This is a genomic window from Massilia pinisoli (genome assembly GCF_024753285.1).
Lineage (GTDB): Bacteria > Pseudomonadota > Gammaproteobacteria > Burkholderiales > Burkholderiaceae_D > Telluria > Telluria pinisoli.
Genome location: NZ_JANUGW010000003.1, coordinates 260235 through 285143 on the forward strand (window position 1 = coordinate 260235; position 24909 = coordinate 285143).

General features: G+C 68.0%; 17 protein-coding genes and 1 riboswitch. Of the genes, 10 read left to right on the forward strand and 7 right to left on the reverse strand.

Going from position 1 to position 24909, the window contains the following annotated elements; genetic code table 11:
- Positions 1–431: 431 nt before the first annotated feature.
- Genes NX784_RS05380 through NX784_RS05395 form a run of 4 tightly spaced genes read left to right on the forward strand, consistent with a single transcriptional unit; the run spans position 432 to position 10585 of the window.
- Positions 432–1295 carry a phage tail protein gene (locus tag NX784_RS05380; RefSeq protein WP_258815637.1) on the forward strand — a complete coding sequence of 288 codons (864 nt, stop codon included), beginning with the start codon at positions 432–434 and terminating at the stop codon, positions 1293–1295.
- Between the two features lie 31 nt (positions 1296–1326).
- Positions 1327–2301 carry a tetratricopeptide repeat protein gene (locus NX784_RS05385; protein WP_370662910.1) on the forward strand — a complete coding sequence of 325 codons (975 nt, stop codon included), beginning with the start codon at positions 1327–1329 and terminating at the stop codon, positions 2299–2301.
- A gap of 35 nt (positions 2302–2336) precedes the next feature.
- Positions 2337–8888: a YDG domain-containing protein gene (locus NX784_RS05390; protein WP_258815639.1), complete on the forward strand. Its 6552-nt coding sequence runs from the start codon at positions 2337–2339 to the stop codon at positions 8886–8888.
- A gap of 5 nt (positions 8889–8893) precedes the next feature.
- Positions 8894–10585 carry a ShlB/FhaC/HecB family hemolysin secretion/activation protein gene (locus NX784_RS05395; RefSeq protein WP_258815640.1) on the forward strand — a complete coding sequence of 564 codons (1692 nt, stop codon included), beginning with the start codon at positions 8894–8896 and terminating at the stop codon, positions 10583–10585.
- 22 nt (positions 10586–10607) lie between these two features.
- Here the strand turns inward: NX784_RS05395 and NX784_RS05400 are convergent, their stop codons facing one another.
- On the reverse strand, positions 10608–11558 hold the full coding sequence (locus tag NX784_RS05400; RefSeq protein WP_258815641.1) for a LysR family transcriptional regulator: 951 nt from the start codon (positions 11556–11558) through the stop codon (positions 10608–10610).
- 112 nt (positions 11559–11670) lie between these two features.
- Here NX784_RS05400 and NX784_RS05405 point away from each other — a divergent pair, with 112 nt between their 5' ends.
- The 4 genes from NX784_RS05405 to NX784_RS05420 all read left to right on the forward strand — a co-directional run bounded on the left by NX784_RS05405 (position 11671) and on the right by NX784_RS05420 (position 17550).
- Entirely contained in the window at positions 11671–12756 is a 1086-nt protein-coding gene (locus tag NX784_RS05405) for a tartrate dehydrogenase (RefSeq protein ID WP_258815642.1), read from the forward strand.
- Between the two features lie 71 nt (positions 12757–12827).
- Complete coding sequence (gene dctA, locus NX784_RS05410; RefSeq protein ID WP_258815643.1) at positions 12828–14177, forward strand: C4-dicarboxylate transporter DctA; 1350 nt, start codon at positions 12828–12830, stop codon at positions 14175–14177.
- Positions 14178–14182: 5 nt separating this feature from the next.
- Positions 14183–15466: a glycerate kinase type-2 family protein gene (locus NX784_RS05415; RefSeq protein ID WP_258815644.1), complete on the forward strand. Its 1284-nt coding sequence runs from the start codon at positions 14183–14185 to the stop codon at positions 15464–15466.
- Positions 15467–15579: 113 nt separating this feature from the next.
- On the forward strand, positions 15580–17550 hold the full coding sequence (locus NX784_RS05420) for a PhoX family protein (RefSeq protein WP_258815645.1): 1971 nt from the start codon (positions 15580–15582) through the stop codon (positions 17548–17550).
- A gap of 57 nt (positions 17551–17607) precedes the next feature.
- Here NX784_RS05420 and thiE read toward each other — a convergent pair whose 3' ends face one another.
- From thiE to NX784_RS05450, 6 genes are all read right to left on the reverse strand, one after another.
- Positions 17608–18213: a thiamine phosphate synthase gene (gene thiE, locus NX784_RS05425; protein WP_258815646.1), complete on the reverse strand. Its 606-nt coding sequence runs from the start codon at positions 18211–18213 to the stop codon at positions 17608–17610.
- Between the two features lie 11 nt (positions 18214–18224).
- Positions 18225–18989 carry a bifunctional hydroxymethylpyrimidine kinase/phosphomethylpyrimidine kinase gene (thiD, locus tag NX784_RS05430; protein WP_258815647.1) on the reverse strand — a complete coding sequence of 255 codons (765 nt, stop codon included), beginning with the start codon at positions 18987–18989 and terminating at the stop codon, positions 18225–18227.
- Positions 18989–19783: a thiazole synthase gene (locus NX784_RS05435; protein WP_258815648.1), complete on the reverse strand. Its 795-nt coding sequence runs from the start codon at positions 19781–19783 to the stop codon at positions 18989–18991. The genes thiD and NX784_RS05435 overlap by 1 nt, the downstream gene beginning before the upstream one ends.
- A 24-nt stretch (positions 19784–19807) precedes the next feature.
- A complete protein-coding gene (gene thiS / locus NX784_RS05440; protein WP_258815649.1) occupies positions 19808–20011 on the reverse strand; it encodes a sulfur carrier protein ThiS in 204 nt (67 codons plus the stop codon).
- Between the two features lie 4 nt (positions 20012–20015).
- Positions 20016–21929: a phosphomethylpyrimidine synthase ThiC gene (thiC, locus tag NX784_RS05445; protein WP_258815650.1), complete on the reverse strand. Its 1914-nt coding sequence runs from the start codon at positions 21927–21929 to the stop codon at positions 20016–20018.
- Between the two features lie 73 nt (positions 21930–22002).
- A riboswitch (TPP riboswitch) is annotated at positions 22003–22106 on the reverse strand.
- Between the two features lie 43 nt (positions 22107–22149).
- A complete protein-coding gene (locus tag NX784_RS05450) occupies positions 22150–22947 on the reverse strand; it encodes an alpha/beta fold hydrolase (RefSeq protein ID WP_258815651.1) in 798 nt (265 codons plus the stop codon).
- A gap of 105 nt (positions 22948–23052) precedes the next feature.
- On the opposite strand from NX784_RS05450, the gene NX784_RS05455 reads away from it, so the two are divergent.
- On the forward strand, positions 23053–23958 hold the full coding sequence (locus NX784_RS05455) for a LysR family transcriptional regulator (protein WP_258815652.1): 906 nt from the start codon (positions 23053–23055) through the stop codon (positions 23956–23958).
- 46 nt (positions 23959–24004) lie between these two features.
- On the forward strand, positions 24005–24850 hold the full coding sequence (locus tag NX784_RS05460; protein ID WP_258815653.1) for an MOSC domain-containing protein: 846 nt from the start codon (positions 24005–24007) through the stop codon (positions 24848–24850).
- The last annotated feature ends 59 nt before the right edge of the window (positions 24851–24909 follow it).

Consider the following 24909-nt stretch of genomic DNA (forward strand, 5'->3'; position numbering starts at 1 on the left):
GTCTGCTCTTTCGGTAAGAAAACCGGGTATAAAACCGGGTGTGATTTGCATTATTTTTCGAGAGGACATAGAGGGGGTGCGGCTTGCGGGCTTAACTTCCTGTTCAACGTCTGATCATCCAGCCGGCATCCGCTGGATGCCGCCAACCAAGGCCCCGGCCTCCCTCAGGAGCCCGGGGCTTTGTTTTAGGCCGCGCAGCGTACGGACGCGGATGTCCGGAAACGTGGGAACCGGAAACTTTGCAAACTCCTTTCAATCGCAAAGCAACACTTTACCGAACAAGTATTAGTTTCCGTCGACCAATTGTGTCTTCCTCCTTATCATGAACAAGGTTCTGTTTTTGCCGATTGAGCGATCGTCGGTCTGCCGTCAAGACCCTCCTCGGCGGCTGTGCGGACTGCTTTTTTGTAACCACTTACCGGAATTCACTGATGAAACGTCGACCCCAAACGAAGCTGTCGTTGTGCATGGTGCTGGCAGGCCTGGGCCTGTCCGCGTGGAGCCCGGTGAGCCAGGCATGCTCGAGTGACCCCTACCTCGCCAGCGTCTGCGTGATGGCGATCTCGCCCGTGCGCTTCCCGTCGTTCAGCAACACGTACATGCTGGCGATGGGGCAGACCATGCAGGTGAACCAGAACGCCGCCCTGTATTCGCTGCTCGGCACGACGTATGGCGGCAACGGGCAAACCACGTTCAACTTGCCCGACCTGCGGGGCCGGGTGATCGTCGGCTACAACCCTGTGAATCTGCCGAACATTCCGCCGATGGCGGCCGGCGCCGCAGGCGGCAGCACTTCGATCAACCTCACCGTGGCGCAATTGCCGGTCAGTGGCGTACAGATGAACAACGTGCCCGTCACGCTGGGCGGCGTGACCGCGACGACGTCATTGACGGGGCTGACGGCGACGGCGAACCTCGGCGGACTCGTCCTCAACGGGGCCGCCAGCGGCCTGACCGTCAAGGTCGCGCAGAACGCGAACGGCCTCGGGACGCCTTCCGGCAACTACCTGGGCAAGTCGGGCGGCGGCGCAGGCAATATCTACACGTCCAGCGCGCCGGACGCGACGCTGAATACCGGCACGATCGGCGGCACGCTGTCGTTCACGGTCAACCCGAACACCAACGCACCCGTGACGCTTGCCGGTGCGCCCACGACCACGCTGAGCGGGCAAGCGACGATCAGCGGGACGACCGGCCCCTTGGGCAGCGGCGCCGCCGTGCCGATCATGCAGCCCTATCTCGTCATGCCGTACTACATCGCGACCCAGGGCTTGTACCCGACGAGCGACAATTGAACCGGATGGCGTCTCTTCCACGTTTCGGGACATGATCGTGCGCGCAGTCGGATTGGCGCTTGCCCTGCTGTTGGCGGGGCAGGCGGACGCACAGGTGCCGCGACAGGCGCCGGACCCGGCTTTGAAGCTGGCCCAACAAGCCCTCGCGGCCGGCGACTACGTCAAGGCGTACCGCGAATACGAACGTCATGGCGCCGACTCTCCCCTGGCGCAATTTACGCTCGGCCTGTTCGAGCGTGAAGGCTGGGGCCGCCCTGCGAACCCGGTCGCCGCCTGTGCCTGGTTCGACAAGGCGGCCGCCGCGAACGTCCCCGCCGCGCAGCAATTTGTCGGCGATTGCTTTGCCCAGGGCATCGGGCGCGCCGTCGATGGCCAGGCCGCCGTGCAGTGGTATCGGAAGGCGGGCGCCTCGGGTATCTACGCCGCGCTGTGCTCTGCCGGCGAGCTCTATCTTTCGGGAAGAATCGTCGACAAGAACGTGCAGGAAGGCCTGGCGCTGTGCACGGCGGCGGCGCAGGCCGAATCGCCGCCGGCCATGTTGCGCCTCGCCGATCTTTACCGCGCGGGCACGCAGGTGCCGCAAGACCTGAAGCTGGCACGCTACTGGTACGAGCAGGCTGCCCAGCGCCACAACCACGAAGCCCAGTTCCGGCTGGGCGTCATGCTCAGCGAAGGCGACGGCGGGCCGGCCGACGTGACGCAGGCGCGTTTCTGGCTGGAGCACGCGGCCGCCGAAGGCTATGCGCCGGCCTATCTGCCGACCGCGGTCCTGTACGCCAATGCCCCCGTCGATCCGCACACCGGCGCGCTGACGCCGAACGACCTGGCCAAGGTCTATATGTGGAACCGCGCCGCCAAGGGCGTCACGACGAACCCGCTGCAACTGGCCGACATCGCCCGCATCGACGGCATGGTGTTGGCCGTCATGCCCGCGCAATGGCAGCCCGATCTGGACCGCAAGGTGGCGGATCATCTGGCCAAATTCCCGCCGGCTCAATCTCATTAATCCGACCCCGCGCTCATTCGCCTCAAGGACATCCCATGCACCGCCATGCTTCGCTGAACCGAATTTATCGTCTTGTCTGGAGCCATGTTCACCGAACATGGGTCGTCGTCTCGGAAACCGCCCGCGGCCGCGGGAAGCGCAGCAGCCGCAAGCTGTTGCTGGCCACGGCGACGCTCGCGGTGGCCAACCTCGCACAGGCGGGGCCGCTCGGCGGGCAGGTCACGGCGGGCACGGGCACCGTCCAGCAATCGGGCAATGTCACGACGGTGACGCAGTCCACGCAGAACCTGTCGCTGACATGGCAGAGCTTTGACACCAATGCGTCGGAATCCGTCAATTTCGTGCAGCCGTCCGCAGGCTCGATCGCGGTGAACCGCATCCTCGACACCAATCCGACGCAGTTCCTGGGCAAGCTGAACGCCAACGGCCAGGTGTACCTGATCAATCCGAACGGCGTGCTGTTCGGCGAGGGCGCGCAGGTCAACGTCGGCGGGCTGGTCGCGTCGACATTGGACGTCGCCGACAGCGCACTGAACGGCGCGGCGCGGCAGTTCAGCGGCGCCGGCACCGGCGCCATCGTCAACCGCGGCAGCATCACGGCGGCGCCCGGCGGCTATGTGGCGTTCGTCGGCAATACGGTCAGCAACCGGGGCGCGATCGCCGCGCCGGCCGGGACCGTGGCGCTGGGCGCGGGCAGCGACGTCACGCTGTCCTTCGCCGGCAACAGCCTGGTCAATATGCAGGTCAATCGCAGCACGCTCGACAACCTGGCGGAAAACGGCGGCCTGATCCGCGCGAACGCCGGGACCGTGATCATGACGGCGGGCGCCAGGGATGCGGTGCTGGCCAGTGTCGTCAACAATACGGGCATCGTCGAGGCGCGCAGCGTCCAGGATGTCGGCGGCATTATCGTGCTGGGTGGTGGCGCGCAGACCAGGACGACCAACAGCGGTACCCTCGACGCATCCGGCACGGACGCCGGCGCGCACGGCGGCACCGTCAAGGTATTGGGCGACACCGTCGGCCTCGCGGGCGGCAGCCGGATCGACGTGTCGGGCGACGCGGGCGGCGGCCTGGCGCTCGTCGGCGGCAATTTCCTCGGCAGCGGACCGGAGCGCAATGCGCAGAACACGACCGTGGCGGCCGGCGCTGCCGTGAACGCGGACGCCATCCGTTCGGGCACGGGCGGCCAGGTCGCGGTGTGGTCGGACGGGACGACGCAGTTCCACGGCGCCATCAGCGCGCGCGGCGGCCAGGCCGGCGGCGACGGGGGCCATGTCGAGACGTCGGGCAAGATCCTGAAGGTCGGCGGCGATGCGTCGGTCAACACGCTGGCCCCGCACGGCGCTGCCGGCGACTGGCTGCTCGATCCGCAGGACCTGACGATCGGCGGGTTCAACCCGGGTGACGGCGACATCGACGGCGCCGACGTCACGAATGCGCTGCAAACGTCCAACGTCACGATCAAGACCAGCGTGTTCGGCGTGTCGTGCGCGGGCGCGTTCAGCTGCAGCTCGGGCCACGCGGGCAACGGCGACATCATCCTCGCGGACGGCGCCCTCATCGGCGGCGGCAACTGGACCAGCGGGACGACCCTGACCTTGAGCGCCTATCGCAACATCGACGTGCGCGGCACCGCCAACATCGATGCGGGCTTCGGCACCGGCAGCATCGTCCTCCGCGCGGACAATGCCGGCACGGGCGTCGGCACCGTGCTCTTCAGCAATATAAGCAATGTCTGGGGCAATCCGTTCGGGACCGTCAAGATCTACTACAACCCGACCAACTACGCGACGCCGACCAATTATGCGATGCTGAACGACGGCTTTGGCAACGCCACCATCCAGGGTGCCAACCTCTACACCTACATGCTCGTCAACGTGACGGGCACCGTGGCGAACAAGACCTATGACGGCACCACCGCGGCGACCGTCAGCGGCCTGGCGGTACTGGGTGGCGCACCTGCCGGCATCACCTTCGACACGTCGGGCGCCACCGCGGTATTCGCGGACAAGAACGCCGGCACGAACAAGGCCGTCACCATCAGCGGCGTCTCTTTGAGCGGCGCCTCCGCCAGCATGTATGCGCTCAACGCCCTGGACACCAAGACGGCGACGATCAACAAGGCGAACCTGGCCGTGTCGGGCGTCTCGGCCGCCGGCAAGACCTACGACGGCACCACGGCCGCCGCCCTGACCGGCACCGCGACCGTGGCGGCCATCGGCGGCGACGTGGTGGCCGTGAGCGGCGCCGGCACCGGCACGTTCGCCGACAAGAACGTCGGCAGCGGCAAGGCCGTCACCGTCTCCGGCTACACGCTCACCGGTGCCGGCGCCGGCAACTACACGATCGTCCAGCCCACCGGCCTGACGGCCAACATCACCAAGGCGAACCTGTCTGTCACGGGCGTGACGGCGGCCAACAAGATCTACGACGGCACGACGGCCGCCACGTTGAACGGCACGCCCACCGTGACCGCGCTCGGCAGCGACGTCGTGTCCCTGGGCGGCACCGGCACCGCCACGTTCGCCGACAAGAATGCCGGCGCCGGCAAGGCCGTCACGGTCGGCGGGTACAGCCTGAGCGGCACCGACGCCGGCAACTACAACCTCGTCCAGCCGGCGGGCCTGATGGCCACCATCAACAAGGCCAACCTGGCCGTGTCGGGCATCTCGGCCGCGAACAAGACCTACGACGGCACGACGGCCGCCACGTTGACCGGCACCGCGACCGTGTCGGCCATCGGCAGCGACGTGGTGTCCGTGAGCGGTACCGGCACGGGCACGTTCGCCATCAAGAATGTCGGTACCGGCAAGGCCGTCACGGTCAGCGGCTACAGCCTGAGCGGAGCCGACGCGGGCAACTACAACGTCGTCCAGCCGAGCGGCCTGACGGCCGACGTCACCAAGGCCAATCTGGCGATCACGGGCGTGACGGCCGTGAACAAGACCTACGACGGCACCGCGGCGGCCACGTTGTCCGGCACGGCGACGATATCGCCCATCGGCGGCGACTTCGTGATGCTGATGCCCACCGGCACCGGCACCTTCGCCGACAAGAACGCGGGCACCGGCAAGGCCGTTACCGTCTCCGGCTACTCGGTCTTCGGGTTCGATGCCGGCAACTACAATCTCGTCCAGCCGAGTGGCCTGGCGGCGAATATCAGCAAGGCGAACCTGGCCATCTCGGGTGTGACGGCCGCGAACAAGACCTACGACGGTACCGTGGCCGCCACGCTGTCCGGCACCGCGACCGTGGCCGCGATCGGCAGCGACGTCGTGTCGGTGAACGGCACCGGCTCCGCCACGTTCGCCGACAAGAACGCCGGCACCGGCAAGGCCATCACGGTCAGCGGCTACACGCTGGGCGGGTCGGATGCGGGGAACTACAACGTCGTGCAGCCAAGCAGCCTGACGGCCAACATCACCAAGGCGGACCTGGCCATCACGGGCGTGATGGCCGCCAACAAGACGTATGACGGCACGACGGCCGCCACGTTGACCGGCACCGCCGCCGTAGCCGCGCTCGGCGCCGACGCGGTGTCGGTGAGCGGCACCGGTACCGCCACGTTCGCCGACAAGAATGCGGGCACCGGCAAGGCGGTCGCCGTCTCCGGCTACAGCCTGGCGGGAACCGATGCGGGCAACTACAACGTCGTGCAGCCGAGCGGCTTGACCGCCGAGATCGCCAAGGCGAACCTTGCGCTGTCCGGCCTGTCGGTCGCGGGCAAGACGTATGACGGCACGACGGTGGCCACGCTGTCGGGCACCGCGACCGTGACTGCCATCGGCGGCGACGTCGTGTCGCTGTCCGGCACCGGCAGCGCCGCGTTCGTCGACAAGAACGCAGGCGCCAACAAGGCCGTCACCGTCTCGGGCTATACGCTCGGTGGCGCCGACGCCGGCAACTACAATCTCGTCGCGCCCGCCAGCCTGACGGCTTCGATCGGCAAGGCGGATCTGGCCATCTCGGGCCTGGCGGCAGCAAACAAGACTTATGACGGCACCGCGGCCGCCACGCTGAACGGCACCGCAACCGTGTCCGCGATCGGCAGCGACGTCGTGTCGGTGAGCGGCGGGACAGCCACCTTCGCCGACAAGAACGCCGGCACCGGCAAGGCCGTCAACGTCTCCGGCTACAGCCTCGGCGGGCTCGATGCGGGCAACTACAACGTCATCCAGCCGAGCGGCCTGACGGCCGACATCGCCAAGGCCAACGTGACGGTCTCAGGCGTGACGGCTGCGAACAAGACCTATGACGGCACGACGGCCGCCACGTTGACCGGCACCGCGGCCGTGTCTGCGCTCGGCGCCGACGTGGTGGCGGTGAACGGCACCGGCAGCGCCACGTTCGCCGACAAGAACGCGGGCACCGGCAAGGCCGTCACCGTCACGGGCTACAGCCTCGGCGGGCTTGACGCGGGCAACTACAACCTCATCCAGCCGAGCGGTCTGACGGCCGAGATCGCGAAGGCGAACCTGGCGCTGTCCGGCCTGTCCGTCGCGGGCAAGACGTATGACGGCACGACCGCCGCTGCGCTGTCCGGTACGGCGACGATATCCGCCATCGGCGGCGACGCCGTGTCGCTGTCCGGCACCGGCAGCGCCGCGTTCGTCGACAAGAACGCCGGCGCCAACAAGGCGGTCACCGTCTCGGGCTATACGCTCTCCGGTCTCGATGCCGGCAACTACCGCCTCGTCGCGCCGGCCGGCCTGACGGCCTCGATCGGCAAGGCCAACGTGACCGTCTCGGGCGTGACGGCCGCCAGCAAGACCTATGACGGCACCGCGGCCGCCACGCTGAACGGCACCGCAACCGTGTCCGCGCTCGGCAGCGACGTCGTGTCGGTGAATGGCACCGGCACCGCCACGTTCGCCGACAAGAACGCCGGCGCCAATAAAGCCGTCAACGTTGGCGGCTACACGCTGGGCGGGGCGGACGCGGGCAACTACGCCGTCGTGCAGCCGAGCGGGCTGACGGCAGACATCAGCAAGGCGAACCTCGCCGTCTCCGGCGTGACCGCGACGAACAAGGTCTACGACGGCACCACGGCCGCCACGTTGAACGGCACCGCGACCGTGACCGCGATCGGCAGCGACGTCGTGTCGGTGAGCAGCGGCACGGCTTCCTTCGCCGACAGGAATGCCGGTGCGAACAAAGCCGTCACGGTCAGCGGCTACACGCTGGGCGGGGCGGACGCAGCGAACTACAACGTCATCCAGCCGAGCGGGCTGACGGCCGAGATCACGAAGGCCAGCGTGACCGTCTCGGGCGTGACGGCCGCGAACAAGGTCTACGACGGCACCGCGGCCGCCACGTTGAACGGCACGGCGACCGTGTCCGCCATCGGCAGCGACATCGTATCGGTGAACGGCACCGGCACCGCCGCCTTCCTCGACAAGAACGCGGGGACGAACAAAGCCGTCACGGTCAGCGGCTACACGCTGGGCGGGACGGACGCCGGCAACTACAACGTCATCCAGCCGAGCGGCCTGACGGCGGACATCGCGAAAGCCAACGTGACCGTCACGGGCGTGACGGCCGCGAACAAGGTCTACGACGGCAGCAAGGCCGCCACGCTGAACGGCACGGCGACCGTGTCCGCCATCGGCAGCGACGCCGTGTCGGTGAGCGGCGGCACGGCGGCCTTCGCCGACAAGAACGCCGGTGCGAACAAAGCCGTCACGGTCAACGGCTACACGCTTGGCGGGGCGGACGCCGGTAACTACAACATCATCCAGCCGAGCGGGCTGACGGCCGAGATCACGAAGGCCAGCGTGACCGTCACGGGCGTGACGGCCGCGAACAAGGTCTACGACGGCACCAAGGCCGCCACGTTGAACGGCACCGCGACCGTGTCCGCCATCGCCGGCGACGCCGTATCGGTGAGCGGCGGCACGGCGGCCTTCGCCGACAAGAACGCCGGCACGGGCAAGGCCGTCATCGCCTCCGGCTACACGCTGGCCGGGCTTGATGCCGGCAACTACGACCTCGTCCAGCCAACGGGCCTGTCGGCGGACATCACGCCGGCACGGCTGACCGTCAGCGGGATCGTCGCCGGCGACAAGGTGTTCGACGGCAGCACCGCGGCCACCGTCAGCACGGCCGGCGCGGTGTTGCGCGGCAAAGTGGGCACGGACGACGTCACGCTGTCGTCCACGGGCGCGTTTGGCGATGCGGCCGTCGGTACCGGCAAGACGGTCAACCTGCACAATACCGTCGACGGGGCCGACGCCGGCAACTATGCGATCGTCGACCAGACCACGGCGCTGGCCAGTATCACGCCGGCCGGGCTCCCCGCCACCGTCCGCGACGTCGTGACCCAGGTGCAGTCCACCGTCCTGCCGCCGCAGGCGAGCGCGCAGCCCGGTGCGTTGAACCTGTCGTCGACGGTGTCGGTGTCCGCATCCGGCGCCGGCCAGGGCCAGGACGGGACGCAGGACGCGGGCGACAAGGACAAGGCGCGCGGCGGCACCCTCAACCGATCGATCAACACGGTCATCGGCGCCGGCCCGTCGGCGCCGAGCCTGCACATCCAGAACGGCGGCCTGCAGCTCCCGCCGCTGGCGACCACTCTTACCGAATGAAGCCCATGACTCTTGCAAACCAACCGCGCCTCCTGTTGACGCCCCTCGCCGCCGCACTGCTGCTCGCGGCGACGGGCGCGCACGCGGACCAGGCCGGCGTGCCGAACGCCGGCGAAATCCTGCGGCAGCTGCAGCCGGCCGCGCCGGCGGCGCCGCCATCGAACCAGCCCGGGCTGCAGGTGCGGCAGGCGGACAGCGGCGCGGCGCCGGCATCGGTGCCGTTCGCGGTCAAGACAGTGCGCATCGTCGGCAATACCGGCTTTTCCACCGACACGCTGCATGCGCTGGTGGCCGATGCGGAAGGGCGGACGATGACGCTGGCGGCGCTGCAGGCACTCGCGGGTCGCATCACGGATTACTACCAGCGCCACGGCTTTCCCCTGAGCCGCGCGATCATCCCGGCCCAGAAGATCGCCGACGGCACGGTGACGATCGAGGTGCTGGAAGCGCGCTACGGCAAGGTCGCCGTGAACAACGGCAGCCGCGTGAACGACACCTTGCTTGCGGCCACCGCGGCCCCGCTGCAAAGCGGCCAGCCGATCGCGAACCGCGAGCTGGACCGCGTCCTGCTGCTGCTGTCCGACATCCCCGGCGTGACCGTGAACGCGGTGCTGAAACCGGGCGCCGAGGTGGGGACGTCCGACATCGACGTCGTCATGGGCCAGAGCGCTTCGTCCGCCGCGACGCTGGCCGCGGACAACTACGGCAACCGCTACATCGGCCGCGCGCGCGTGGGCGCGTCGATCGACGTGTTCAGTCCCCTGCATCACGGCGACGTCCTCGGTATCAGCGTGATCTCGACCGGTACCGACATGAACTACGGCCGCCTCGCCTACGACACGCTGCTGGACGGCGGCGGCGACCGCATCGGCGTCTCGTATTCGTTCGTGCACTACAAGCTGGGCGGGGAGGTCAGCGCGCTCGATGCGCATGGCACGGCGGGCGTCGCGAGCGCCTGGATCCGGCATCCGCTCCTGCGCAGCAAGACGGCGAACGCGTACGTCCAGGCCCAGTACGACGACAAGCGCCTGCGCGACCGCGTCGGCGTCACCGACACCCGCACCGACCGCACCCTGGGCAACTGGGTGCTGACCCTGAACGGCGACGTGCGCGACGACGTGTTGGCCGGCGGCGTGACCGTCTGGAACGTGGCGTGGACGGCAGGGCGTACAGGGTTCGACGACGCGGCCGCCGGGGAGGCCGACGCCGCGTCGGCGCGCACGCGCGGCGGATTCTCGAAGTGGAACGCGAACGTCTCGCGCATCCAGAGCGTGGGCGGGCACGACACGCTGTACCTGAACGCGGCCGCGCAATGGGCCGATGCGAACCTCGATTCGGCGGAAAAGATGACGGTGGGCGGACCGTACACGGTACGCGCCTATGACGTCGGCGCAGTGTCGAGCGACACCGGCGCGTTCGCCTCGGCCGAACTGCGCCACGACTTCGGCACGTCCGCGGCGGGGCGCTGGCAGGCCGCCGCCTTCGTCGAGGGCGCCCACGTCAAGATCAACCGCCATCCGTGGACCGCGGCCGACAACACGGCCAGCCTGTCGGGCGCCGGCCTGGGCCTGATCTGGGACGGCCCGAACGGCTGGCGCGCCAGCCTGTCGGTGGCGGCGCCGATCGGCGCCAAGTCCGCGCTGCTCGCGTCGACGTCGTCGGTACGGGCCTGGGCCATCGTGAACAAGCCGTTCTGAGCGCGTGCCATGGCCGGGCGGGTCACGTCTCCCGGTCCGCCACGTCGTGGCCCCTATGCTGCGCAAAGCGCTCGAACGCCTGCGCTAAAAAGGCAACCAGCGTGCGCACGCGTGCCGACTGATGCTGGTGCTGCGGGTAGATCGCATAAATGTCGGCATCGGGCGTCCGGTACTGCGGCAGCACCTGCACGAGGCGTCCGCTCTCGAGGTAACGCTCGATATCCCATTCCGCGCGCATCAGGATGCCATGGCCGTCGAGCGCCCAGTTCACGGCAATCTCGCCATCGTTCGTCGTCAGGTTGCCGCGCACCTTGACCAATTCGCCGGGGCCACCGTCGCCGCGGGCCCGGTGCAGGCGCCACGTGCCGTACGCCTCGTCGCCCTGGCGGATGCAGATGCAGTTGTGGCGCACGAGGTCCGACGGTAGCGCAGGCGCGCCATGCGCCGCGAGATACCTGGGCGCGGCGCACAACAGGCGCCGGTTGTTCGCCAGTTTCTTCGCGATGACGCGCGCGTCGCCAGGCTCTCCGAAACGGATGCAGACGTCGAACTGGTCGTCCGTCAGCGGCGGCGGCTTCACCGATAACTGCAGCTGCACGTCGACGTGCGGATAGGTCAGGACGTACTGCGAGATCGCCGGCGCGACGTGCAGGCGGCCGAAGCCCAAGGTCGCATTCACGCGCAACTGCCCCTTCGGCTGATCCTTCGACGCGCTCAGCAACTGGTCCAGGTCGGCAATCTCTCCCAGTATCCGGCGGGCGTGATCGAGCAGCACTTCGCCGTCCGGCGTCAGGCTCATGCGACGTGTCGTGCGGTTCACCAGCGGCACGCCCAGCCGCGATTCCATCTGCGACAAGCGCTTGCTGACGGCGGCCGTGCTGATGCCCAGTTCGCGCGCCGCGCCGCTCAGGCTGCCACACGTGCCCAAGGAGACAAAAAAGCCCAGTTCCGCCGGTTGGATGCCGCTGCTCATCTGGATTCTTAACTTGAAGTTAAAGACAGATTGAGTCTAGCCACCATTCATGCGCCCGTCCAGCCCATAGAGTGTCTTCATCGCTTCACTTCACCAGACAGGAGACAGGACCATGAAGACGTACCAGATCGCGACGATCCCCGGCGACGGCATCGGCAAAGAAGTCGTGCCGGCAGGCCGAGAAGTGCTGGAGGCGCTGGCCGCCGGCAACCGCACGTTCACATTCGCCTTCGAGGATTTCGACTGGGGCGGCGATTACTATCGCACGCACGGGGTCATGATGCCGGAGGACGGCCTCGACGCCCTGCGCGGCAAGGACGCGATCCTGTTCGGCTCGGCCGGCGACCCGGACATCCCCGACCACATCACCCTGTGGGGCCTGCGCCTGAAGATCTGCCAGGGCTTCGACCAGTATGCCAACGTGCGCCCGACGCGCATCCTGCCCGGCATCGACGGTCCGCTGAAGCGCTGCGCGCCGGACGACCTGAACTGGGTGATCGTGCGCGAAAACTCGGAAGGCGAGTATTCGGGCGTGGGCGGCCGCGTGCACCAGGGCCATCCGATCGAGGCCGCCACGGACGTCAGCATGATGACCCGTGTCGGCGTCGAGCGCATCCTGCGCTTCGCATTCAAGCTGGCCCAGTCGCGGCCACGCAAGCAGCTGACCGTCATCACCAAGAGCAATGCGCAGCGTCATGCGATGGTGATGTGGGACGAGGTGGCGGTGCAGGTCGCGCAGGACTTCCCGGACGTGAAATGGGACAAGGAACTGGTCGATGCGGCCACCGCGCGCATGGTCAACCGTCCGGCCACGCTGGACACCATCGTCGCCACCAATCTGCACGCCGACATCCTTTCCGACCTGGCCGCCGCGCTGGCCGGCAGCCTCGGGATCGCACCGACCGGCAACATCGACCCGGAGCGCCGCTATCCGTCCATGTTCGAGCCGATCCACGGCTCCGCGTTCGACATCATGGGCAAGGGCCTGGCCAATCCGATCGGTACGTTCTGGTCCGTCGTGATGCTGCTCGAGCACCTCGGCGAACACGAGGCGGCGCAGCAGGTCATGCGCGCCATCGAAAGCGTCACTGCCACGCCCGCGCTGCACACGCGCGACCTGGGCGGCACCGCCACTACGGCGGACGTCACCCGCGCCGTGTGCGCGTTCCTGACCCGCGATCAGCGCGTCGCCGCCTGACGGCCCCGATGCGTCGCGTCTTACCGGCCGCAAGAGCCTGGAAGCGCGACGTGCAAACCCCAGGAGACATCATGGCCAAATCCTTTTTCGGAAGACTGTACGTCCAGGTTCTGATTGGCGTCATCGCCGGTGGTCTGCTCGGCTACCTCTACCCCAGGCTCGGCACCGACCTGAAGCCGCTGGGCGACCTGTTCATCCGGCTCATCAAGATGGTGTTCGCGCCGGTGATTTTCGCAATGGTGGTGCTGGGCATCGCCAAGATGGAAAGCCTGAAGGAACTGGGGCGCGTCGGCGCGCGTGCCCTGATCTATTTCGAAGTCATGTCGACGTTCGCCCTGCTGCTCGGCCTGATCGTCGTGAACGTGATCCAGCCCGGTGTGGGCATGAACGTCGACCCCGCCCACCTGGACACCAAGAGCATCAGCAGCTACACGGCGGCGGCCGCGAAATCGACGGGCTTCGTCGACTTCCTGCTGAACATGGTGCCAACCAGCGCGCTCGACGCCCTGGCCAGGAACGACATCCTGCAGATCCTCGTGTTCGGCACGATGTTCGGCATCGCGTTGTCGCGCATGGGGCGTCATGCGAAGCCCGTGGTCGACATGCTGGAAGCGTTCAACACCGGCATGTTCATCGTGCTGGGCATGGTCATGCGGATCGCACCGGTGGCCGCGTTCGGCGCCATCGCCTTCACGGTCGGGAAGTACGGCCTCGGTTCGCTGCTGTCGCTCGGCCAGCTGATGGGCTCCATGTACCTGACCTGCGTGGCGTTCGTGTTCGTCGTGCTGGGGGCCGTCGCCCGGATCTCCGGCTTCAGCCTGTGGAAACTGCTGCGCTTCCTGCGCGAGGAGATCTTCACGGTGCTCGGCACCAGCTCGTCGGAATCCGTGGTGCCGCAGCTGATGAAGAAGCTGGAGCACCTGGGCGTGGCGAAACCGGTGGTGGGCCTGGTCGTGCCGGCCGGCGTCACGTTCAACCCCGATGGCCAGTGCATCTACTACACGATGGCCGCGATCTTCATCGCGCAGGCCACCAACACGCCGCTGACGCTGATGGACCAGCTGGTCGTGCTGGGCGTGCTGATGATCACGTCGAAAGGCTCGGCGGGCGTGACGGGCTCCGGCTTCATCACCTTGGCTGCCACGTTGGCATCGATGGGCAAGATCCCCGTGGCCGGCATGGTGCTGCTGCTGGGCGTCGACCGCTTCATGTCCGAAGCGCGTGCCATCACGAACACGATCGGTAACGCGGTCGGCACTGTCGTCGTGGCCCGCTGGGTCGGCGCCGTCGACCGTGCGCGGATGGCGCGTGTGCTCGATGGCGCCGACCCGGCATGCGACCAGGAGGCGGCGCCGCAGGTGAGCGAAGTGCGCGACGATGCCATGGTAAGCCTGGCGAAACCGCAGAATCTGTCGGCATGAAAAATATGGAAACCAAGCATATGTTCAAGGGACGCGAGCGCGAGCTGCTGAAGGCGATGTTCGACGCCGCCATCGCGGCAGCCCAGCCGGACGAATGCATTCCGCCGCATCTGCCGGCGCCGCCGCGCGGGCGCCTCGTCGTGATCGGCGCCGGCAAGGCATCGGCGGCGATGGCGCGGGCGGTGGAACGCCACTACCCGGGCAAGCTGGAAGGACTGGTCGTCACGCGCTATGGCTATGGGGTGCCGTGCGAACGCATCGAGATCGTCGAGGCGGCCCACCCGGTGCCCGATGCGGCCGGCGAACGCGCGGCGGTGCGCATGCTCGAGATGGTGCGCGGCTTGAGCGCCGGCGACACGGTGCTGTGCCTGATCTCCGGCGGCGGCTCGTCGCTGCTGCCGCTGCCGCTGGCCGGCATCACGCTCGCCGACAAGCAGGCGGTCAGCCGCGCGCTGCTGGCGTCGGGCGCCAGTATCGGCGAGATGAATTGCGTGCGGCGTCACCTGTCCGCCATCAAGGGCGGGCGGCTGGCTGCGGCTTGCCACCCGGCGCATGTGGTGACCCTGCTGATCTCGGACGTGCCCGGCGACGAGCCGTTCGACATCGCGTCGGGGCCGACGGTCGCCGACCCGAGTACGTGCCGCGACGCCCTCGAGATCGTGCGCCGCTACGGCATCGCGCTGCCGCCCAACGTCACGCAGGTGCTCGACAGCGGCGCCGGCGAATCCGTCAAACCGGGCGATCCACGCCTGGCCGGCCATGAGGTGCGTTTCGTGGCGACGCCGCAGATGGCTCTGGAGGCCGCGGCGCGCGTGGCGGAGGCGGCGGGCGTCGCCGTCCACATCCTCGGCGACAGCCTGGAAGGGGAGGCGCGCGACGTCGGCAAGGTCATGGCGGGCATGGCGCTGCAGGTCGCGAGGCGCGGGCAGCCTTTCAGGCCGCCGTGCATCCTGTTGTCGGGCGGCGAAACGACGGTCACCGTGCGCGGCCAGGGCAGGGGCGGGCGCAACGTCGAATTCCTGCTCGCGGCCGCAATCGCGTTGCGCGGCGAGCGCGGCGTGTACGGACTCGCCGGCGATACCGATGGCGTCGACGGGCAGGAGGAGATCGCCGGCGCCTGGTTTGCGCCGGACACCCTGGACCGGGCGTTCGACAAGGGCATCCAACCCATGTGCAGCCTGGACGACAACGATGGCCACGGCTTCTTCCAGGCGCTCGGCGACGCCGTCGTCACCGGCCCCACGCTGACCAATGTGAACGATTTCCGCGCGATCCTCGTCACGGGATGAGCGCGGTCGCCAACATTAAATTTCTGTAATGAAGGTGAAATATTTGTCAACTAACCTCCGGGCATTCCGCGCCACGAGCGCGTTCCCTTGAATGCATCCTGGAGAGTTGACGCATGAACCAGAACACCGACCTGTCCCGCCGCCGCCTGCTTCGCATGATGGGCGCCACCCCGATGCTGCCGCTGGGCGCCGGCGGTGTCGCTGCCCTGCTGGCCGGCTGCGGCGGCAACGATAGCCCGACGAGCACCGCGGCCACGCCGGCCGTGACCCTCGCGAGCGTGTCGTTCGGGTCGATGGCGGCGCCCGCGCTGGCCACAGCGGCCGCGATGGCCACGACGTCGGTGGCGTCGACGATGACCGTCAACTTCAGCGACAGCAGCAAGCTCGATTTCAAGCTGTCGTATCAACCGTTCTTCATCACGGGCGACATGGTCCCGAACGGCAGCGGCGGCACCATCCTCGCCGGCGGCTACTACGACATCAACAACAAGGCGATCGTCGACACCACGGTCGCCGGATCGGCGCGCCAGTTCTTCTCCGATTCGCCGGACGGCACGTCGCTGCTGACCGTGCCGAACGCGAACGTGGCCGGCGTGAAGGGCAATACGGTGTTCGCCGTCGTGCAATTCGAGTACACGACGTGGGCCCAGGACGGCAAGACCGACATGTACGGCAGGCTGCCGTCCCCGATCGCCGTGCTGACGCTCGACCAGGACAAGGCCACCGGCAAGCTGTCCCTCGTGAAGTATCACAACGTCGACACCTCCGGCGTGAACGGCCTGTGGATCACGTGCGGCGCCAGCTTGTCGCCGTGGGGCACGCATCTGTCGAGCGAAGAGTACGAGCCGAACGCCTTCACCGCCGCCGGCGACGACCAGTTCAAGACGTTCAGCCGCAACCTGTACGGCGACGAGACGAAAGCCAACCCGTACAACTACGGCCACCTGCCGGAAGTCACGGTGAACGCGGACGGCACCGCCACGATCAAGAAGCATTACTGCATGGGCCGCATCTCGCACGAACTCGTGCAGGTGCTGGGCGACAACCGCACCGTGATCATGGGCGACGACGCCACCAACAGCGCCTACTTCGTGTTCGTGGCCGACAAGGAGAAGGACCTGTCCTCCGGCACGCTGTACGTCGCGAAGGTCGGCGCCGGCTTCTCGCTGGACCCGGCGGCCGCCGCGGCTCCGCTCACGTGGATCAAGCTAGGCGCGGCCACCAGCGACGAGATCCGTGCGCTGGCCGCCTCGCTGAAGGCGACCGACATCATGGACCGCGCCACCACCGATCCGCAGGATGCGACCTATACGAAGATCGTCGTCGGCGGCAAGGCCGAGTGGGTCAGGCTGAAATCCGGCATGGAGAAGGCCGCGGCCTTCCTCGAGACCCATCGCTACGCCGCGCTGATGGGCGCCTCGCTGGGCTTCACCAAGATGGAAGGCACGACCGTCAACCTCAAGGACAAGGTCGCGTACTCGGCGCTGTCGTACTGCCAGGGCTCGATGGTCGCGGGTAACGCGGCCAACGTGGCGGGCAACGGCATCGCGATCCCGGCCGCGTTGAACGCCGGCGCCGTGATGGCGCTGAGCCTCAAGGGCGGCCAGAAGGACACCGCGGGCAATGCCATCAACAGCGAGTGGATGCCCGCCGATATCAAGGCCCTGATCACGGGCGAGGACATCGCCGCCGATGCCCTCGGCAACACGGCGAACCCGGACAAGATCGCGAACCCGGACAACCTGAAGTTCTCGGAAAAGATGCGCACGCTGTTCATCGGCGAGGACAGCAATCTGCACGTGAATAACTTCCTGTGGGCGTACAACGTCGACACGAAGCAGCTGTCGCGCGTGCTGTCGGTGCCGTCCGGCGCGGAGTCGACGGGCCTGCATGCGGTGGACGATGTCAATGGCTGGACCTACATCATGAGCAACTTCCAGCACCCGGGCGACTGGATCGGCATCCACGCGGGCGTGAAGGCTACGCTGGATCCGCTCGTCAAGGCCAATTACAAGGACAAGTTCGGTGCGGCGGTCGGTTACCTGACCGGCGAGCTGGCGCAGTTCAAACTGGCGAAGGCGTAACGCGCACGCAATGGTGGGCACCCCGTGCCCACCAAACGCCACCGTCACCACCGCCGCTTAAAACAACCCGACGAACTCCCGCGCGGCTGAAAACGGATCCGGCGCCTGCACCACGCTGCTGATCGCGGCCACCATGTCCGCCCCACGCGACACGAGCGGCCGCGCATTCGTTGCCGTCATCCCGCCGATCACGACGACGGGCACGCACAGACTGGCCTTCGCCTGCAGCACGATGTCCGGCGACGTCGTCACCGCATACTTCTTGACGAGCGACGGATAGAAGCCGCCGAACGCGGCATAGCTCGCGCCCTCGCCCTGCGCGCGGCGCGCCAGTTCCAGGTCGCCGTAGCACGAGGCGCCGACGATCTTGCCTGGCCCCAGCGTTGCGCGCACGGCCGCCACCGGCGCATCGAGGCCGCCCACGTGCACGCCATCGGCGTCGAGCTCCGTGCACAGCAGCACGTGGTCGTTGATCAGCAGGGGCCGGCCGTGGCGCCGGCACAGGCCGAGCAGGGCGGACGCCTGTTCGCGGCGCAGCGCCGGGCCCGCGTCCTTGTGGCGGTACTGGATGACGGCGGCGCCGGCGCGCAGCGCCTGTTCCGTCACGTCCAGCAATCGGTCGGTGTCGTCCCAGTTCGGGGTCACCAGGTACAAACCTCGCATGTCTTGTCTCCTCACGGGTGGATGCGGCGCGGGACGCGCTGGCCGGGCGCGATCGCGTACGCGTGCGCGAGCGTGCGGTCGCAGTAGCGCTGGCCCAGTTCGAGCGCCTGCACCATCGAGTCGCCCAGCGCAAGCCGGGCCGCGATGCTCGACGCCAGCGTGCAGCCGCTGCCGTGGAATTCGCCGCGCAGCCGCGGCCAGCGCCATTCGCGCCTGCCTTCGGCGCTGAGCCAGCGGTTGACGACGTCGGCGCCGTCGGCGTGCCCTCCGGTGACCAGCACATGCGGACAGGGCAGGTCTTCACCCGTCGTCGCGATGCGCAGCGCCGCCGCTTCCGGCAGGTTCGGCACGACGAGCGTAGCCACGTCCAGCAGTGGCGCCAGCGCGGCCAGTGCATCGCCGCGCGACAGGTTGTCGCCGCGCCCGCTGGCCAGCACGGGGTCGAGCACGACGGGCAAGTCAGGCTGCCGCGCGCGCAGCATCCGCACGATGGCGGCGATGGCCTCTGCGTTGTCGCGGTTGCCGGGAATGCCGATCTTCACCGCGCGAATCGGCATCGAATCGGCCAGCAGCGCGGCCTGGCGCAGCAGCAGGCCCGCGTCCACGGCCACGACTTCGTGCACGGCATTGTTGTCCTGGACCGTCAGCGCCGTCACGAGCGGCAGCGCGTGCGCGCCCTGGGCGGAAATCGCTTCGATGTCGGCCTGGATGCCCGCGCCGCCCGACGGATCGAGGCCGGCGCACACGAGCACGCAGGGCCGCAGTGGCGTCTCCATCAGATGCGGCCCGCCATCGGCGACGACGGCGATGCCGCGAACTTGCGCGGCATGCGGCCCGCGAGATATGCTTCGCGGCCCGCTTCCACGGCGAGGCGCATGGCGCCGGCCATCCGGACGGGGTCCTTGGCGCCGGCGATGGCGCTGTTCATCAGCACGCCGTCGCAGCCCAGTTCCATCGCGATGGCCGCATCCGACGCCGTGCCGACGCCGGCATCCACGATCACGGGGACTTGCGACTGCTCGATGATCAGCGAGAGGTTCCACGGGTTCAGGATGCCCATGCCGGAACCGATCAGCGACGCGAGCGGCATGATCGCCGCGCAGCCGATGTCTTCCAGCATGCGCGCCTGGATCGGGTCGTCGCTGCAGTACACCATCACGTCGAAGCCGTCGCGCACCAGTTCGCGCGCGGCGACGAGCGTCTCCGGCATGTTCGGGAACAGCGTCTTCTCGTCGCCCAGCACTTCCAGCTTGACGAGCTTGTGGCCGTTCAGCAGCTCGCGCGCCAGCTGCAGCGTGTACACGGCGTCCTTTGCGTTGTAGCAGCCGGCCGTGTTCGGAAGGATCGTCCAGCGCGACGGCGGCACCACGTCGAGCAGGTTCGGTTCGTTCGCGTGCTGGCCGATGTTCACGCGGCGGATCGCCACCGTGATGATGTCGGCGCCCGACGCTTCCGTCGCCGCGCGCGTCTGTTCCAGGTCGCGGTATTTGCCGCTGCCCACCAGCAGGCGCGAGTTGTATTCCTTGCCGGCGATGGTCAGCGGCCGGTCCGCAGGGATTGCATTCGTCATGTCGTAGTTCCTATCGTTCGAGGATCAACCACCGCCGATCGCGCGCACCACGTCCACGCGGTCGCGCGCCGAAAGAAGCGTGTCGCGCCAGCGCTCGCGCGGCACGACCTGGCGGTTCACGGCCAGCGCGAGCTTCTGTCCCGCGAGGCCCAGCGATTCGACGAGGTCGTGCAGGCTGGACTCGGCGGGCAGCTGGTGCGCAACGCCGTTCAATTCGATGTCCAGCACGGCGTCACTCCTTGTGATACAGCTCGGCGCCGCGCTTCATGAACTCGACGGCCTTCACCTGCATGCCCTGTTCCAACGCGGCGTTCGCGGCGATGCCCTGGCCGGCCGCGTAGTCGCGCACTTCCTGCGTGATCTTCATCGAGCAGAAATGCGGGCCGCACATCGAGCAGAAGTGCGCCACTTTCGCCGAGTCCTTCGGCAGGGTCTCGTCGTGGAACGAGCGCGCCTTGTCCGGATCGAGGCCCAGGTTGAACTGGTCTTCCCAGCGGAACTCGAAGCGCGCTTTCGATAACGCGTTGTCGCGGATCTGCGCGCCCGGATGGCCTTTCGCGAGGTCCGCCGCGTGCGCCGCGATCTTGTACGTGATGATGCCGTCCTTGACGTCGTCCTTGTCGGGCAGCCCCAGATGCTCCTTCGGCGTCACGTAGCACAGCATCGCCGTGCCGTACCAGCCGATGTTGGCGGCGCCGATGCCGGACGTGATGTGGTCGTAACCGGGCGCGATGTCGGTGGTCAGGGGCCCCAGCGTGTAGAACGGCGCCTCGTGGCACTGCTCCAGCTGCAGGTCCATGTTTTCCTTGATCAGCTGCAGCGGCACGTGGCCCGGGCCTTCGATCATCACCTGCACGTCGTGCTTCCACGCGATCTGCGTCAGCTCGCCGAGCGTCTTCAGTTCGGACAGCTGCGCTTCGTCGTTGGCGTCGTAGATCGAGCCGGGACGCAGGCCGTCGCCGAGGCTGAACGCGACGTCGTACGCTTTCATGATCTCGCAGATCTCTTCGAAGTGCGTGTACAGGAACGATTCCTTGTGGTGGGCGAGGCACCACTTGGCCATGATCGAACCGCCGCGCGACACGATGCCCGTGAGGCGGTTCGCCGTCATCGGCACGTAGGCGAGGCGCACGCCGGCGTGGACGGTGAAGTAGTCGACGCCTTGCTCCGCCTGCTCGATCAGCGTGTCGCGGTAGATTTCCCACGTCAGGTCCTCGGCCTTGCCGTTGACCTTTTCCAGCGCCTGGTACAGCGGCACCGTGCCGATGGGGACGGGGCTGTTGCGGATGATCCATTCGCGCGTCTCGTGGATATGCTTGCCGGTGGAGAGATCCATCACGGTGTCGCCGCCCCAGCGCGTGGCCCACGTCATCTTCTCGACCTCCTCGCCGATCGACGACGTCACGGCCGAGTTGCCGATGTTCGCATTGATCTTCACGAGGAAGTTGCGGCCGATGATCATCGGCTCCGATTCCGGGTGGTTGATATTGTTCGGCAGGATGGCGCGGCCGCGCGCGATCTCGTCGCGTACGAATTCCGGCGTGATCTCACGGGGGATCGCCGCGCCGAACGACTGGCCCGGATGCTGCCGGCCGATCATCTGCGCCATGCGCTTGCCCGTCGGGCCGGCGGCCTCCATCGCGGCGAGGTAGTCCTGGCGGCGCAGGTTTTCGCGGATCGCGACGTATTCCATCTCGGGCGTGATGATGCCCTGGCGCGCGTAGTGCATCTGCGTGACGTTGCGCCCAGGCGCGGCGCGGCGTGGCTTGCGCTGCAGGTTGAAACGCAGCTCGGCCAGCTTCGGATCGTTCAGGCGTTCGACGCCGTAGTGCGACGTCGGGCCGGCCAGTTCTTCCGTGTCGCCGCGCTCGCGGATCCAGTCGGCACGCAGCGGGGCCAGGCCGGAGCGGATGTCGATGGCGGCGTCGGGATCGGTGTACGGGCCCGACGTGTCGTAGACCCACACGGGCGGATTCGGTTCGGCCCCGAACGACGCGGGCGTGTCGGACTGGGTGATCTCGCGCATCGGCACGCGGATGTCCGGACGGCTGCCCGTCACGTAGACCTTGCGGGAATTGGGCAGCGGCGCGACGGCGGCTGCGTCGACGGTGGCGCTGGCGGAGAGGAATTTCGGATCGGCGTTCAAGTGCACTCCTTGTTGGTCACTGAAGATCGGCGATCCAGCGTCAAGGAGGTGCGGAGGATACGGCAGCGTGTGCGCGTCGACTCTGTAGCTTCCCTTCGCTGGCATTATCCAGATCAGGTTCGGAGGGTATTTCTCACCCACGCCGTCGATGACGGTGCAGGACCCCTAGCATTGGTGCCGCCCCGGTGGCCGGAGCGACGGGACGGAGTGTACGCGGGTTTTATCGGCTTTGCAAACGTGGCGTCAGGTCGTTCACGAAGCGCCGGATCGCGTGGGCGACGGCCTGCGGTGCCTCCAGCGGCAGCAGATGGCCGCGGCCGGCGACGGTTTCCAGCACGGCGTGCGGGATGAACGGCAGCAGGTGCGTGAGGAGTGTCGCCGGCGGATCGACCCTGTCCAGTTCACCCGACACGACCGTCACCGGTACGTCGATCCGGCGCGCCCGCGCCGTGATGTCTTCCGCCATCGCCCCGTTCGGCCATGCCCGTTTCGCCACCGGCGCGCCGCGCAGGCTGTCGGCGACGGCCTGGTGGCGCAGCGCGGGCGTCAGCGGAGCTGCCGTCAGCACGTGGTCGAGCGTGGCCTGGACCGAGGCCGCATCGTCGTACGCGTGCACCATCGCGTCGCGCTGCCCGGCATCGAGCGCCAGCGGCTGCGGCGGGGCGGGCGCCACGAGGACGAGGCCCAGCAGGCCGGCCGGGCGGTCCGCCGCGACGTATTGCGCGAGCTTGCCACCCATCGAGTGGCCGACGAGGACGTAGCGTTCCAGACCCAGCGTGTCGACCATGCCGCGCACGTCGGCGGCCATGTCGGCCAGGCCGTAGCCGGCGTCCGGCCTGGCGGAATCGCCCCAGCCGCGCAAGTCGACGGCCACATGCGCGTAGTCGTCCGGTAGAAAGGCGGTCACGGGCCGCCACGTGCGCGCCGAGCCGCCCCAGTAGTGCAGGTAGAGCAGGGTGGTGCCGCCGCTGCCGCAGCGGTCCACGTTCAGTTCGATGCCATTGGTCTTGATCTTCATTGCCGCTCCCGATTGGATGAATAATGCGGGCACTGTAGCTTCGTTCGATCCGGAGCATAATCCGGTAAATAGTCGCAGCATTTACAACTTCAGGTGGGAGATCGCATGGACCGGGTGACCAGCATGGCCGTATTCGTCAGGAGCGTCGACGGGGGCAGCCTCGCGGCGGCGGCGCGTCATTTCGGGCTGTCGCACGCGATGGTGAGCAAGCACCTGCGTGGGCTGGAGCAGAGCCTGGGCGTACGCCTGTTGACGCTCACGACGCGCAAGCTCGCGCTGACGGAGGCGGGCGACAACTACTACCGGCGCTGCTTGCAGATCCTCGCCGACATCGAGGACGCGAACCGCGAGGCGATGCAGCTGCAGGCGGTGCCGCGTGGCCCGCTGCGCCTGACGGCCCCCGTCGCGTTCGGCGAGCAGTACCTGGCGCCCGTGCTCGTGGACTTCCTCGAGCGCTACCCCGAAATCGTGCTCGACATCGAACTGACGGACCGCTTCGCCGACCTCGCCGGCGAAGGGTTCGACCTGGCGCTGCGCATCGGCCGCTTGCCGGATTCGTCGCTCGTCGCGCGCCGGCTCGGCGCCAGCCGGATGCTCACGTGCGCGGCGCCCGCGTACCTGGCACGCCACGGCACACCCGCGCACCCGTCCGAGCTGGCGGCGCATCGCTGCCTGTACCTGAACGGCGTGACGACGCCGGGCGAATGGTGGTACGAGGTCGACGGCAGCCAGGTCACGGTCCGGGTCGACGGCCCGCTGCGGTCGAATTCGGTGGCGCTGGCATGCCAGTCCGCGCGCCAGGGGCTGGGCATCGTGTTCGGCCCGGCATTCGCGCTCGAGCCGTCGGTAGCAAAGGGCGACCTCGTGCCCGTGCTGGCCGGCTTCTCCAGCGGCGCGCTGGACATCCACGCGCTGTACCTGAGCAAGCGCCACATGTCGAAGAAGCTGCGGCTGCTGATCGATTTCCTGGCCAGCCGGTTTTCCCGACCCGTGGGCACGGACGCCGTTTGATGCGATACTGTCGGCGTCATTCCGACCCATTCCGCCGAAGCGATCCATGGCCACCCTGACCCATCTGCTGCTGTACCCGATCAAATCCTGCGCCGGCATCGCCGTCCGCTCCGCCACCGTGCTCGAATCCGGCTTGGCCGCGCTCGGCGTGCACGACCGCGAATGGATGCTCGTGACGGAAGACGGCCAGTTCCTCACGCAGCGCGAGCACCCGCGCATGGCGCTGATCCGGCCGCTGCCCGACGGCGACCGGTTGCGCGTCCATGCGCCCGGCATGGATGAATTCGTGCTGCCGCTGGCCTGGACGGATGCGGTGCGCAAGCGCACGGTAAAAATCTGGGACGATACCGTCGACGCCGCCGATTGCGGCGACGCGGCCGCCGCGTGGTTCTCGGCCGCGCTGGGCACGCCGTGCCGCCTCGTGCGCTTCCACCGCGATGCCGTCCGCCCGACGAGCACCAAGTGGACGAACGGCGTGCCGGCACAGACGCGTTTTTCCGACGGCTATCCGCTGCTGCTGATCGGCCAGGCGTCGCTCGACGACCTCAACGCGCGCCTCGTCGCGGCGGGCCGCCATGGGCTGCCGATGGACCGCTTCCGCCCGAACCTCGTCGTCGACGGCATCGATGCCTGCGAAGAGGATTTTCTTGCCACGTTGAGCATCGGCGACGTGGAGATCCGTCCCGTGAAGCCGTGCGCGCGCTGCCCGATTCCGTCGGTCGACCAGGCGACAGGCGTGCGCGGGCCGGATCCCCTGGACATCCTGCAGACCTACCGCGCGAATCCGCGCATGGAAGGCGCCGTGTGCCTGGGCATGAACTGCATCGTGACGGCGGGCGCGGGCAGCGAGTTGCATCTGGGGCAGGAACTGGCAACCGAGATCGCGTTCTGACTTCCGCGCGGGCTCCCCGAGCCGTGGCGCAGAACTGGCAACGGAAATCGCCTTTTACG

What these genes read in the sequence shown, in the direction of transcription:
- NX784_RS05390 (WP_258815639.1), top strand. Translation starts at nt 2,337, where the DNA reads ATGCACCGCCATGCTTCGCTGAACCGAATTTATCGTCTTGTCTGGAGC.
- NX784_RS05395 (WP_258815640.1), top strand. Translation starts at nt 8,894, where the DNA reads ATGACTCTTGCAAACCAACCGCGCCTCCTGTTGACGCCCCTCGCCGCC.
- NX784_RS05400 (WP_258815641.1), bottom strand. Translation starts at nt 11,558, where the DNA reads ATGAGCAGCGGCATCCAACCGGCGGAACTGGGCTTTTTTGTCTCCTTG.
- thiD (WP_258815647.1), bottom strand. Translation starts at nt 18,989, where the DNA reads ATGGAGACGCCACTGCGGCCCTGCGTGCTCGTGTGCGCCGGCCTCGAT.
- NX784_RS05385 (WP_370662910.1), top strand. Translation starts at nt 1,327, where the DNA reads ATGATCGTGCGCGCAGTCGGATTGGCGCTTGCCCTGCTGTTGGCGGGG.
- NX784_RS05405 (WP_258815642.1), top strand. Translation starts at nt 11,671, where the DNA reads ATGAAGACGTACCAGATCGCGACGATCCCCGGCGACGGCATCGGCAAA.
- dctA (WP_258815643.1), top strand. Translation starts at nt 12,828, where the DNA reads ATGGCCAAATCCTTTTTCGGAAGACTGTACGTCCAGGTTCTGATTGGC.
- NX784_RS05380 (WP_258815637.1), top strand. Translation starts at nt 432, where the DNA reads ATGAAACGTCGACCCCAAACGAAGCTGTCGTTGTGCATGGTGCTGGCA.
- NX784_RS05415 (WP_258815644.1), top strand. Translation starts at nt 14,183, where the DNA reads ATGGAAACCAAGCATATGTTCAAGGGACGCGAGCGCGAGCTGCTGAAG.
- NX784_RS05420 (WP_258815645.1), top strand. Translation starts at nt 15,580, where the DNA reads ATGAACCAGAACACCGACCTGTCCCGCCGCCGCCTGCTTCGCATGATG.
- NX784_RS05435 (WP_258815648.1), bottom strand. Translation starts at nt 19,783, where the DNA reads ATGACGAATGCAATCCCTGCGGACCGGCCGCTGACCATCGCCGGCAAG.
- NX784_RS05455 (WP_258815652.1), top strand. Translation starts at nt 23,053, where the DNA reads ATGGACCGGGTGACCAGCATGGCCGTATTCGTCAGGAGCGTCGACGGG.
- NX784_RS05450 (WP_258815651.1), bottom strand. Translation starts at nt 22,947, where the DNA reads ATGAAGATCAAGACCAATGGCATCGAACTGAACGTGGACCGCTGCGGC.
- thiE (WP_258815646.1), bottom strand. Translation starts at nt 18,213, where the DNA reads ATGCGAGGTTTGTACCTGGTGACCCCGAACTGGGACGACACCGACCGA.
- NX784_RS05460 (WP_258815653.1), top strand. Translation starts at nt 24,005, where the DNA reads ATGGCCACCCTGACCCATCTGCTGCTGTACCCGATCAAATCCTGCGCC.